At 67.1% G+C, this 11,516-nt stretch carries 11 protein-coding genes; 6 read left to right on the forward strand and 5 right to left on the reverse strand.

Features of this window, described 5'->3' with window-relative positions:
• Positions 1-606, reverse strand: a 606-nt coding sequence (tsaB, locus tag AP428_RS07820) for a tRNA (adenosine(37)-N6)-threonylcarbamoyltransferase complex dimerization subunit type 1 TsaB (RefSeq protein ID WP_054927938.1), incomplete at its 3' end; no start/stop codon positions are given.
• Positions 607-753: 147 nt separating this feature from the next.
• On the opposite strand from tsaB, the gene AP428_RS07825 reads away from it, so the two are divergent.
• From AP428_RS07825 to aceA, 3 genes are all read left to right on the forward strand, one after another.
• Positions 754-1,023 carry an acyl-CoA-binding protein gene (locus tag AP428_RS07825; RefSeq protein WP_006478462.1) on the forward strand — a complete coding sequence of 90 codons (270 nt, stop codon included), beginning with the start codon at positions 754-756 and terminating at the stop codon, positions 1,021-1,023.
• Between the two features lie 357 nt (positions 1,024-1,380).
• A complete protein-coding gene (locus tag AP428_RS07830; protein WP_011549518.1) occupies positions 1,381-2,931 on the forward strand; it encodes a DEAD/DEAH box helicase in 1,551 nt (516 codons plus the stop codon).
• A 391-nt stretch (positions 2,932-3,322) separates the two neighbouring features.
• Positions 3,323-4,630, forward strand: coding sequence for an isocitrate lyase (gene aceA / locus AP428_RS07835; RefSeq protein ID WP_012328776.1), 1,308 nt, complete (start codon positions 3,323-3,325; stop codon positions 4,628-4,630).
• Positions 4,631-4,841: 211 nt separating this feature from the next.
• Here the strand turns inward: aceA and AP428_RS07840 are convergent, their stop codons facing one another.
• Both AP428_RS07840 and AP428_RS07845 read right to left on the reverse strand, forming a co-directional pair.
• Positions 4,842-5,276 carry a universal stress protein gene (locus AP428_RS07840; protein ID WP_011549516.1) on the reverse strand — a complete coding sequence of 145 codons (435 nt, stop codon included), beginning with the start codon at positions 5,274-5,276 and terminating at the stop codon, positions 4,842-4,844.
• Positions 5,277-5,435: 159 nt separating this feature from the next.
• Positions 5,436-6,341 carry a LysR family transcriptional regulator gene (locus AP428_RS07845; protein WP_011549515.1) on the reverse strand — a complete coding sequence of 302 codons (906 nt, stop codon included), beginning with the start codon at positions 6,339-6,341 and terminating at the stop codon, positions 5,436-5,438.
• 157 nt (positions 6,342-6,498) lie between these two features.
• Here AP428_RS07845 and AP428_RS07850 point away from each other — a divergent pair, with 157 nt between their 5' ends.
• Positions 6,499-7,266: a haloacid dehalogenase type II gene (locus AP428_RS07850; RefSeq protein WP_006478458.1), complete on the forward strand. Its 768-nt coding sequence runs from the start codon at positions 6,499-6,501 to the stop codon at positions 7,264-7,266.
• A gap of 65 nt (positions 7,267-7,331) precedes the next feature.
• A complete protein-coding gene (aceB, locus tag AP428_RS07855; RefSeq protein ID WP_054927939.1) occupies positions 7,332-8,924 on the forward strand; it encodes a malate synthase A in 1,593 nt (530 codons plus the stop codon).
• A gap of 148 nt (positions 8,925-9,072) precedes the next feature.
• On the opposite strand, the gene AP428_RS07860 is transcribed toward aceB, so the two are convergent.
• The gene (locus AP428_RS07860; RefSeq protein ID WP_011549512.1) at positions 9,073-9,486 is read right to left on the reverse strand and encodes a gamma-glutamylcyclotransferase; all 414 of its coding nucleotides are present in this window, start codon (positions 9,484-9,486) and stop codon (positions 9,073-9,075) included.
• Between the two features lie 267 nt (positions 9,487-9,753).
• Between AP428_RS07860 and AP428_RS07865 the strand changes: the two genes are divergently transcribed.
• Positions 9,754-10,638 (forward strand): helix-turn-helix domain-containing protein, encoded by an 885-nt coding sequence (locus tag AP428_RS07865; protein ID WP_027812538.1) that lies wholly within the window; start codon positions 9,754-9,756, stop codon positions 10,636-10,638.
• 23 nt (positions 10,639-10,661) lie between these two features.
• On the opposite strand, the gene AP428_RS07870 is transcribed toward AP428_RS07865, so the two are convergent.
• Positions 10,662-11,126 carry a GNAT family N-acetyltransferase gene (locus AP428_RS07870; RefSeq protein ID WP_011549510.1) on the reverse strand — a complete coding sequence of 155 codons (465 nt, stop codon included), beginning with the start codon at positions 11,124-11,126 and terminating at the stop codon, positions 10,662-10,664.
• Positions 11,127-11,516 lie beyond the last annotated feature (390 nt).

Consider the following 11,516-nt stretch of genomic DNA (forward strand, 5'->3'; position numbering starts at 1 on the left):
CGGCAACGCCTCGCCGTCGATCGCGGCCGCCCGCGCGGCGGCCGGCAACTGCGCGCCGAACGCCGCGGCCGCATTGCCGGCGAGCGTGAACGGCGCATCGGGTACGCCGACGGCGCCCGGCGCGTCGAGCGACGCCGGATGTAGCGTACGCCAGTCACCGGCGCCGTCGTCCCATTCGAAATCCGCCCAGTAGGCTTCGTCCATCCGCGCGTCGAGCGCGGCGAGCACGCGGGTCGTGCCGGGCGCGCGCAGCCGCGCGTGCTCGGCGCACGCGAGCAGCGTGCCGATCGGCACGACCGGCAGCCCGGCCCCGAACGCGAGGCCCTGGGTAATGCCCGTCGCAGTACGCAGGCCCGTGAACGAGCCGGGGCCCGCGCCGAACGCGATCGCGTCGCAGTCGGCGAGCGTCAGCCCGGATTCGGCGAAGAGTTCCTGGATCGCCGGCAGCACGCGCGTGCTCGACACGGCGCCCGTCGGCTCGTGGCGGACCCAGGTTTGCGGGGTGGAAACGGCGTCATCGGCCGAGGCCGAGCGCAGCAGCGCGACCGAGCAGTATTCGGTCGACGTATCGATGGCGAGGAGCACTGTTTGCGTCATGGCCGACATTGTAATGCGCCGCCCCGCTCCCACGGGCGATCGGACCCGATCTGTGCGCACGGGCGGTGCGGGCGGCGGTTTGGAAGGATCGCTCGACCCTGCGCGACGGCCCGCTTGATAAGATCGGCCGACCTGAAACCCCTACGGAGACACCCGATGAGCGAACTCACCGCCCAATTCGACCAGGCCCAGATCGACGTCAAGCAACTGACGGAACGGCCGGGCAACCTGACCCTGCTGCGCCTGTACGCGCTCTTCAAGCAGGCGACCGACGGCGATGCGCACGGCGACAAGCCGGGCTTCACCGACATCGTCGGCAAATACAAGTACGATGCCTGGGAAGCGCTGAAGGGTACGTCGCAGGATGCGGCGAAGCAGCAGTACATCGAACTCGTCGAATCGCTGAAAAACGGCACGGCGTCCTGACGGAATCGACGCCGCCGCAATCGGCAATCAAATCAGTGGCGCAGCGCAGCAAATTTCTTTATAATACGGCCTGCGTCACCTCCCGCGCTCGGCTCGCAAGCCGTTCCGGCCCGACGCCTCGTAGCGTTAAGCTCCAATCCGGTTTAGAACCTGTCCCCTCCTGCTTCGACCCTTGCGGTCGTCAACTAGGCTGGCGGCCCCGCTCCTGAAGCGCGCCGCACCCAAAACAGCTTCTAATGCCTCATCCGCCGACGGTTCGGCGGATTGCACCCGTTTCCCGATTTGCTCGCTGAATCCGACGACTTGGGTATGCGCGATTGGCGCCGACGTTTCACCCACTGTGTTTCAAGGATTGTTATGACTTCGAGCATCAACTCCAGCCCGCTCAACGCGATCGCCGACCAGGCGCTCGGTCTCGACGACGCCGCCGCACCGGCCGCGGTCGAACCGGCGTCGGACGAGCCGAGCTTCGCGTCGCTCGGGTTGTCGCCGGAGATCGTCTCCGCGCTGCAGGCCGCCGGCTACGTGAAGCCGACGCCGGTCCAGCAGCGCGCGATTCCGGCCGGCATCGCCGGCCGCGACCTGCTGGTGTCGAGCCCGACCGGTTCGGGCAAGACGGCCGCATTCATGCTGCCCGCGATCGAACGTTTCGCGCAGCTCCAGAAGACGCAGGCGCAGCAACCGCGCGCGCCGCGTGAACCGAACCAGGGCGACCGCCGCGTGCGCCGCCCGCAACCGGTCGCGCGCCCGGGCCTGCTCGTGCTGACGCCGACCCGTGAACTCGCGATGCAGGTCACGACGGCCGCATCGACGTACGGCAAGCACCTGAAGCGCCTGCGCACGGTCAGCATCCTGGGCGGCGTCGCCTACGGCCAGCAGCTGATGCTGCTCGCGAAGAACCCGGAAATCCTGGTTGCCACGCCGGGCCGGCTGCTCGATCACCTCGAGCGCGGCCGTATCGACCTGTCCGAACTGAAGATGCTCGTGCTCGACGAAGCCGACCGCATGCTCGACATGGGCTTCATCGAAGACATCGAAACGATCGTCGCCGCCACGCCGGAATCGCGCCAGACGATGCTGTTCTCGGCCACGCTCGACGGCAAGATCGGTTCGCTGACGAGCCGCCTGCTGAAGGATCCGGAACGGATCGAGATCCAGCAGCGCCTCGAATCGCGCGCGAACATCGCGCAGACCGTCCATTACGTCGACGACCGCGATCACAAGGATCGCCTGCTCGATCACCTGCTGCGCGACGACGCGCTCGACCAGGCGATCATCTTCACGGCGACCAAGATCGACGCCGACCAACTCGCCGGCCGTCTCGCCGACGCAGGCTTCGAATCGGCCGCGCTGCACGGCGATCTGCCGCAGGGCGCGCGCAACCGCACGATCCGTGCGCTGCGCGAGCGCCGTGTGCGCGTGCTGGTTGCCACCGACGTCGCGGCACGCGGCATCGACATCCCGGGCATCACGCACGTGTTCAACTACGACCTGCCGAAGTTCGCGGAAGACTACGTGCACCGTATCGGTCGTACCGGCCGCGCGGGCCGTTCGGGTATCGCGGTGAGCCTCGTGCACCATGCCGAGCAAGGCGCGCTCAAGCGCATCGAGCGCTTCGTGCGCTCGCCGCTGCCGGTCAACGTGATCGAAGGTTTCGAGCCGCGCAAGTCGCCCCCGCGTAACGGCGGCACCGGTGGCCGCGGCCGTCCGGGCGGCGGTAACGGCGGTCGTCGTTTCGGCGGCAAGCCGGGCGGCGGTCATGGCGGCAACGGCAACGGCAATGGCCGCAGCTACGGCGGCGGCAATGGCGGCGGCTGGAGCGGCAAGCCGGGCGGCAGCCGTGACGGCGGCCCGCGTCGCGACGGCCAGCGCAGCGGCGGCCCGCGCCGCAGCAACTCGGCATCGTAAGCACATACGGGCGGCCCTCGGCCGCCCTGCGGATCGGCTACTCGCCTATCCCAGCCAACCGGCGCATCCGCGCCGGTTTTTTTTCGCCTCGCCGTCAATTTCACGATGCGGAAAATTTTTTTGCGTCGTAAAAAATCATGCTGCACGGCACAACCCATACGATTGCGGGATAGGAAAATGCGTTTCTTATCCCGAAATCATGCAATCAAGCCATTGATTAAAAACAACTAAAAAATTCCACGCCTCCCGAGCCAGCCCCTGTTTCGCTCCCGCCGATTTGCCTAGACTCTTATACAAGACCTCGCGAAACGGAACGTACCGCTTCCCCGCCTCGCGAACAGCATCATCCCCGTCAGATTCGGCAGGCATACATCGCATCAAGGAGCTCATCATGTCGCGTCAGCAACAGGCACAGGAACTGCAGCAGCAATGGGAAACCGATCCGCGCTGGAAGGGCATCAAGCGCAGCTACTTGGCTGAGGACGTGGTCCGCCTGCGCGGCTCGATCCCGATCGAGCACACGCTGGCCAAGCGCGGCGCGGAAAAACTGTGGAGCCTCATCAACAACGAGCCGTTCGTCAACGCACTCGGCGCGTTGACCGGCAACCAGGCGATGCAGCAGGTGAAGGCCGGCCTGAAGGCCATCTACCTGTCCGGCTGGCAAGTCGCCGGCGACGCGAACGTCGCGGGCGAAATGTACCCGGACCAGTCGCTGTACCCGGCCAACTCGGTACCGCTCGTCGTGAAGCGCATCAACAACACGCTGACGCGCGCCGACCAGATCCAGTGGTCGGAAGGCAAGAACCCGGGCGACGAAGGCTACGTCGACTTCTTCGCGCCGATCGTCGCCGACGCGGAAGCCGGTTTCGGCGGCGTGCTCAACGCGTTCGAGCTGATGAAGGCGATGATCGAGGCCGGCGCATCGGGCGTTCACTTCGAGGACCAGCTCGCATCGGTGAAGAAGTGCGGCCATATGGGCGGCAAGGTGCTCGTGCCGACGCGCGAAGCCGTCGCGAAACTGTCGGCCGCGCGGCTCGCGGCCGACGTGATGGGCACGCCGACCGTGCTGGTTGCGCGCACCGATGCGGAAGCGGCCGACCTGATCACGTCCGACGTCGACGACAACGACAAGCCGTTCCTGACGGGCGAGCGCACGGTGGAAGGCTTCTTCCGCACGAAGCCGGGCCTCGAACAGGCGGTCTCACGCGGCCTCGCGTACGCGCCGTACGCCGACCTGATCTGGTGCGAAACCGGCAAGCCCGATCTCGAGTACGCGAAGAAGTTCGCGGAAGCGATCCACAAGCAGTTCCCGGGCAAGCTGCTGTCGTACAACTGCTCGCCGTCGTTCAACTGGAAGAAGAACCTCGACGACGCGACGATCGCGAAGTTCCAGAAGGAGCTGGGCGCGATGGGCTACAAGTTCCAGTTCATCACGCTGGCCGGCTTCCATGCGCTGAACTACTCGATGTTCAACCTCGCGCACGGCTATGCCCGCACGCAGATGAGCGCGTTCGTCGAACTGCAGCAGGCCGAGTTCGCGGCTGCCGACAAGGGCTTCACGGCAGTCAAGCATCAACGCGAGGTCGGCACCGGCTACTTCGACGCGGTGACGCAGACGGTCGAGCGCGAAGCATCGACGACCGCGCTGCACGGCTCGACCGAGGACGAACAGTTCTTCGACGGCAAGAAAGTCGCGTAACGCGCCCAGGCGTGATGCCGATCCCCGCCGCGTCTCGCGACGCCGCGGCATCGGCCACCGGAACAACAATCAGGGAGGAGACGGCAGGCGCGCGAGTCCCTTCGCGCGACCGGCCGCGCGGCCTACGGGCCGCCAGCGACGATGCGCGCCGGCTTCGTCCGGCGCGCCCTTTTTCTGCGGCGCAGCTTGCCCGGCCACGGCCGGCGCTGCCCTACCGATAGACGATCACCGGAATTTTCGTATGGGTCAGCACGCGCTGCGTCTCGCTGCCGATCAACAGGCTGCCGAGCCCGCGGCGTCCGTGGGACGCCATGAAGATCACGTCGCACCCGCCGCGTTCGGCCGCCTCGATGATGCCGAGATACGGCGACGGATGCACGCTCGTCCACGTGTCGCACGCGACCCCGGCCGCCTTCGCGGCCGCCTCCACCTCGTCGAGATGCGCACGCGCCTCGCGCTCGCTGCGCGCACGGAAGTCTGCGGGCGGCTCGATGATCACTTCGGAAAACGGCGAGTACGGATATTGCGGCAGGCACGCGTAGGCCGTCACGCGCGCGCCGACCGCACGAGCCAGGTCGATCGCACCGTCGATCGCCTTTTGCGACAGTTCGGAACCGTCGGTTGGAACGAGGATGTGCCGGAACATCGCGCCCTCCTTCGTCAATCGCACGCCGCGCGCCGCGGCTCCAGTCGAGCCGGCCGCGACACGACGCGCATGCCTCTTACGATTGTAGTGTGCGAAATCGCGCCGGCCGAATCGGCAGCGGGTTCGCCCTCATATCGGAAACACGCGGGCGCGCGTCGCCTACTCGCCCCAATAGCCGGGCCGCTCGTACGTGTGCTTCAGGTAATCGAGAAACAGGCGCACCCGCAGCGGCAGATGCCGGCGTTGCGGAAACACCGCGTGGATGCCGATCGGCGGCGCGGCGAACGCGTCGAGCACGCTGACGAGCCGGCCGGCCGCGATGTCCTCGCCGACTTCCCACCACGAGCGCCACGCGAGGCCATGGCCTGCGAGGCACCACTCGTGCAGCACCGCGCCGTCCGAGCATTCCATCGTGCCGTTCACGCGGATCGACACGACCTTGTCGTCCTCCTGGAACGACCAGCCGCGCTGCTGGTTCGCGTTCGCCGCGAGCGCGAGGCAGTTGTGCCGCGCCAGTTCCGCGAGCGTGGCCGGCGTGCCACGCCGCGCGAGATACGCGGGGGACGCGACGCACACGCGGCGGTTCTCGCCGAGTTTCAGCGACACGAGCGACGAGTCGGGCAGCTCGCCGAGCCGCACCGCGCAATCGAACCCCTCGTTGACGAGGTCGACCATCCGGTCGGACAGGTCGAGCGTGACCGACACGTCCGGATGCGCGCCGCTGAATTCGGGCACGAGCGGCGCGACGTGGCGCCGGCCGAAGCCGGCCGGCGCGGAAATCCGCAGGTGTCCGCTCGCCTTGACGCCGCCGGCGGACACGCTCGCTTCCGCGTTCTGCATGTCGTTGATGATGCGCTGGCAATCCTCGAGGAACGCCGAACCCTCGAACGTCAGCGTGAGCTTGCGCGTCGTGCGTACCAGCAGCTTCACGCCGAGCCGCTCCTCGAGCGCGTCGAGGCGGCGGCCGATGATCGCCGGCGCGACGCCTTCCGCATGCGCAGCCGCCGACAGGCTGCCTTTCGCCGCGACCGCGGCGAACGTTTCGATCTGCTTGAACCGGTCCATGACTCTCTCGAAAGGACGGCATCGCCGCCTTTCAAATAACGTGAGTCGCTCAGATTAGGTATATGAAAGTAAAAGATCAAGTGATGTTTAGCGTCTTTTTTAGCATCTTCGATCACGAATAGAATCGACCCGACCTCTGAAACTGGAGCGCAAGGCTATGTCGGCCACAACGACACTCTCCTCTCCCGACGCCATCCTCTTCGACGCATTCGGCACGTTGTTCGACGTGCGTGCCGTGCTGGCCGCGGCTGAGCAGATGTTTCCCGGACACGGGGAACGGTTGTCGCAGCTGTGGCGACGCAAGCAGATCGAATACTCGCAGCTGCGCACGCTCGCCGATCCGGCCGGCGCGCACTATCGCCCGTTCCGGGACATCACGCTCGATGCGCTGCGGTTCGCCGCGCGCCGGCTCGGGCTCGCGCTGAACGGCGCGGCCGAGAAGCGCTTGATGGACGAATACGCGTGCCTGTCGACCTATCCCGATACGGTGCCCGCGTTGCGCAAGCTGCGTGCGCTCGACCCGCGCCCGCCGCTCGCGATCCTGTCGAACGGCACCCCGCAGATGCTCGACATCGCGATCAAGAGCGCCGGCATGTCCGGCCTGTTCGATCGCGTGCTGTCGGCCGACACCGTGCGCGCGTACAAACCGAGCCCGGCCGCCTACGCGCTCGGCACCGCCGCGTTCGGGGCGAACCCGCGCGACATCGTATTCGTGTCGTCGAACGCGTGGGACGTCGCCGGCGCCACCTGGTTCGGCTACACGACGTTCTGGCTCAACCGCACGGGCGCGCCCGCCGAGGAACTCGGCGCGCCGCCCGACGGCACCGGCACCGGCATGGCCGACCTGCTCGCCTTCCTCGCCACACCCACCCCGGCTCCGTCCGGCAGACCCGCAAACCGCACGCGCCCCGGCCCGGGTGCATGACGCTCGCAGCTGCCGCCTTCCCCCTTCACCGAAACCGCAACTGACCGACCAAGGAGATGAGACTCATGAGCACCCCGATCACGCTGCCGCAAGGCATGACGATCACCGGCGAAATCAAGCCGGGTTACGAAGCCATCCTGACGCCCGACGCGCTGGCACTCGTCGCGGCGCTGCACCGCACGTTCGAGTCGCGCCGCCAGGCGCTGCTGCAGGCGCGCGTCGAGCGCACGAAACGCCTCGACGCGGGCGAGCGCCCCGATTTCCTGGCCGAGACGAAGGCGATCCGCGAAGGCGACTGGAAGGTCGCGCCGCTGCCGGCCGACCTGCAATGCCGCCGGGTCGAGATCACGGGGCCCGTCGAGCGCAAGATGATCATCAACGCGCTGAACTCGGGCGCCGATTCGTACATGACGGACTTCGAGGATTCGAACGCGCCGAGCTGGACGAACCAGATCGACGGCCAGATCAACCTGAAGGACGCGGTGCGCCGCACGATCTCGCTCGAGCAGAACGGCAAGTCGTACCGGCTGAACGACAAGGTCGCGACGCTGATCGTGCGTCCGCGCGGCTGGCACCTCGACGAGAAGCACGTGACGGTCGACGGCCAGCGCGTGTCCGGCGGCATCTTCGATTTCGCGCTGTTCCTGTTCCACAACGCGAAGGAACTGCTCGCGCGCGGCTCGGGCCCGTACTTCTACCTGCCGAAGATGGAAAGCCATCTCGAGGCGCGCCTGTGGAACGACATCTTCGTCGCCGCGCAGGAAGCGGTCGGCGTACCGCGCGGCACGATCCGCGCGACGGTGCTGATCGAAACGATCCTCGCCGCGTTCGAGATGGACGAGATCCTGTACGAACTGCGCGAACACAGCTCGGGCCTGAACGCCGGCCGCTGGGACTACATCTTCTCGGCGATCAAGAAGTTCAAGAACGACCGCGACTTCTGCCTGGCCGACCGTTCGAAGATCACGATGACGGTGCCGTTCATGCGTGCGTACGCGCTGCTGCTGCTGAAGACCTGCCACAAGCGCAACGCGCCGGCGATCGGCGGGATGAGCGCGCTGATTCCGATCAAGAACGATCGGGAAGCGAACGACAAGGCGATGGGCGGCGTGCGCTCGGACAAGCAGCGCGACGCGACCGACGGCTACGACGGCGGCTGGGTCGCGCACCCGGGCCTCGTGCCGATCGCGATGGAAGAGTTCGTCAAGGTGCTCGGCGACAAGCCGAACCAGATCGCGAAGCAGCGCGACGACGTGCAGGTCGAAGGCAGGAACCTGCTCGACTTCCAGCCGGAAGCGCCGATCACCGAAGCCGGCCTGCGCAACAACATCAACGTCGGGATCCACTACCTCGGCGCGTGGCTCGACGGCAACGGCTGCGTGCCCATCCACAACCTGATGGAAGATGCGGCCACGGCCGAGATTTCCCGCTCGCAGGTGTGGCAATGGATCCGCTCGCCGAAGGGCGTGCTCGACGACGGCCGCAAGGTCACGGCCGAACTCGTGCGCGAATTCGCGAAGATCGAACTGGACAACGTGAAGCGCGCGGTCGGCGGCAACACGCAACCGTACGAGCGCGCCGCGGCGATCTTCGAGCAGATGTCGACGTCGGAAGGCTTCACCGAATTCTTGACGCTGCCGCTGTACGAGGAAATCTGACGAGCTGTCCGCTGCGATCGTCGGCCGGCTCCACGTCGTGCCGCCGGTCGCGTGCGACGACGGATCAATGGCATGAAAAAGCGCCCCGCGGGGCGCTTTTTCTTTTGGATTCGACAGCGACAAATCCCGCCGCCGCCGGCACGCACGCTCAGGCGGCTTCCTGCTCGCGTCGGTGCTGGACCCAGTCGCCCGACGCGATACGCGGACGCCCGGCTGCCGCGTGCGCGGCGACCGGATAATACAGGCAGGCGTATTGCCGGCCGCCGAGTTCGACCGTCGCCTCTTCCGGCTTGAACAGCGAGTCGACGCCCGGATAGACGCGCTCGATCTCGTCGAGCACCGGCACGAGCCGCTCGTCGACCTCGTAGACGTCGCCCCAGACCAGCGACTTGCCGGCCGCCCCGGGGATCATGCCCGGATAGGTGCCGAAATCGACCAGTTCGCCGGGCAGCGCGGCCGCGCCCAGCAGCGTCGGCGCGGCGATGCCGTGGCGGGCGGCCGCATGGCCGATGTCGTTGGCCTGTCCGGCTCTCAAGGTGCCATAGACGAATACATGGCGCATCGTGGTTCTCCTCTTCGATTCGTGTGTTGCCGTGTTTGCATGCACTCGGCGCGCGATGGGCGCGACATGGCGCACGCATCGATAGACCCCGATACCGGCCCGATGGTTCGAACCGTCGGCGCGCGGCAGCGGCCAGCCGCCCCAGGATTCGCCAGCGCCCACACAAAGTTCATTTGAACCCGGCATGATGGCCGGAAAAACCGCCGCATGCGCAAGCGCTGCGCCTTCTAAAATAACGGCATCGCCGCCGCGCTGCCCGAACCGTTCATGAATCCGCCCGCTCCAGCCGACGTATCGAAACCGTACGACGTCATCGACATCCCGCCGGAATTCGCGCCGACCGCCGTCCATCCGATGCGCGTGCGCGCGCGGCAGGTCGATGCCGGCCGCCGCATTCCGCTGCACACGCATGCCTGGGCTCAGCTCGCGTACGCGTCGCGCGGCGTGCTGCGTGTCGCGACGACCGGCACGACCTGGATGGTGCCGCCGTCCCGTGCGATCTGGGTGCCGCCGCACGTGACGCACGAAGTCACGATCGTCGAAGAGGCCTATTTGCGCACGCTGTATATCGACGAGTCGATCGTGCCGGGCGGGCTCGACGCATGCCGCGTCGTCGAGGTGACGGGGTTGCTGCGCGAACTGATCGTCGCACTCGACGCGCGCGATCTGAGCACCGCGCGGGAGCGCCTGCTGTGCGGGCTCGTGCTCGACGAACTGAGTCAGGCCGAGCCGCTACCGCTCGCGGTGCCGATGCCCGACGAGAAACGGCTGCGCCTGCTGTGCGAATCGGTACTCGCGCACCCCGCGCATGCGGAGTCGCTCGAACACTGGGCGAGCGAGGTCGGCGCGAGCACGCGCACGATATCGCGGCTTTTCAAGCAGGAACTGGGCGTGAGCTTTTCGCAGTGGCGCCAGCAGGCGCTGCTCGCCCGGGCGATCCCGCTGCTGAACCAGGGGCGCCCGCTGTCGCATATCGCGCGCGAACTCGGCTACCAGAGCCAAAGCGCGTTCTCGGCCATGTTCCGCCGCGCCTTCGGCGAAAGCCCGCGCGCGTTCATGCTCCGTGGCTACGAACATCGAGGTCCGGAAGGCGGTGTCGCGGACAGCGAAACGCCGGACGACGACGACGGCCCGATCGACGCGGTGCGCTGATTGCGCTCCGGGGCGCCGGTCCCTCAGACCGGCCGCACCATGTGGCGAATCGAGCCGAGTTGCGCGAGCCGCGGGCCGGTGACGTGGTAGCCCATGCGCAGGTACAAGCGCGCGGCAGGATTGTCGACGAAGACGCGCAACTGCAGTTCGTGCAGCCCGCGCGCACGTGCCCAGCGATGCGACATCTCGAGCATATAAGTGCCGGCGCCCTGCCCGCGATGGCCGGCCGCGATCTGCACGTCGCGGATATGCAGCGAATCGCCCTCCTCGGTCACGCGCAGCACGCCGATGCGCTCGCCGTCGGCCTCGAGGATGAAGTTCTCGGATTCGCGCCAGCTCGCATAGAACAGGTCGCTGCGCCAGACGAGCCCATGGCGTTTGTAGTAGCCGCCCATATTGCCGTGCGTCAACGCCTCGGCATACGGAAAATCGCCGGGCTCCGCGGGCCGGAGCTGATACAGAAGTCGCAGGTCGGTCGGATCGAGCATCGCGCAGGAGTCGGAAACGCATCCCGCCACGATAGCGCAGTCGCGGGCGGATGCAATCGCGAATTTCTCGTAGGGGCGCGGCGCTCGGTGCGGTACGCGGGTGAGGAGTGAACGGGAGGCAGAACGAGCGATGCAAATGAAAAAGCCCGCACGAGGCGGGCTTCTTCATTTTCTGGCGGAGCGGACGGGACTCGCCCACCCCCGCAGGCCGCGGCTGCGCTTGCAAGCGCAGCCCTTCGAGCCCCGCCGGAAGCCGCGCAGGCGGCTTCCTCCGCTCCGCAGCCACGTGCCCGCAAGCGGACACAACGACCGAACGCACAAACAACAATGCCGCACAAGCGGGCGATTGTTGTTTGTTTGGTCGGAGCGGACGGGACGTCGAACCCGCGA

Origin of the sequence: Burkholderia sp. E168m22 (assembly GCF_001319805.1) — a bacterium.
Lineage (GTDB): Bacteria > Pseudomonadota > Gammaproteobacteria > Burkholderiales > Burkholderiaceae > Burkholderia > Burkholderia orbicola.

What these genes read in the sequence shown, in the direction of transcription:
- AP428_RS07825 (WP_006478462.1), top strand. Translation starts at nt 754, where the DNA reads ATGAGCGAACTCACCGCCCAATTCGACCAGGCCCAGATCGACGTCAAG.
- AP428_RS07830 (WP_011549518.1), top strand. Translation starts at nt 1,381, where the DNA reads ATGACTTCGAGCATCAACTCCAGCCCGCTCAACGCGATCGCCGACCAG.
- aceA (WP_012328776.1), top strand. Translation starts at nt 3,323, where the DNA reads ATGTCGCGTCAGCAACAGGCACAGGAACTGCAGCAGCAATGGGAAACC.
- AP428_RS07840 (WP_011549516.1), bottom strand. Translation starts at nt 5,276, where the DNA reads ATGTTCCGGCACATCCTCGTTCCAACCGACGGTTCCGAACTGTCGCAA.
- AP428_RS07845 (WP_011549515.1), bottom strand. Translation starts at nt 6,341, where the DNA reads ATGGACCGGTTCAAGCAGATCGAAACGTTCGCCGCGGTCGCGGCGAAA.
- AP428_RS07850 (WP_006478458.1), top strand. Translation starts at nt 6,499, where the DNA reads ATGTCGGCCACAACGACACTCTCCTCTCCCGACGCCATCCTCTTCGAC.
- aceB (WP_054927939.1), top strand. Translation starts at nt 7,332, where the DNA reads ATGAGCACCCCGATCACGCTGCCGCAAGGCATGACGATCACCGGCGAA.
- AP428_RS07860 (WP_011549512.1), bottom strand. Translation starts at nt 9,486, where the DNA reads ATGCGCCATGTATTCGTCTATGGCACCTTGAGAGCCGGACAGGCCAAC.
- AP428_RS07865 (WP_027812538.1), top strand. Translation starts at nt 9,754, where the DNA reads ATGAATCCGCCCGCTCCAGCCGACGTATCGAAACCGTACGACGTCATC.
- AP428_RS07870 (WP_011549510.1), bottom strand. Translation starts at nt 11,126, where the DNA reads ATGCTCGATCCGACCGACCTGCGACTTCTGTATCAGCTCCGGCCCGCG.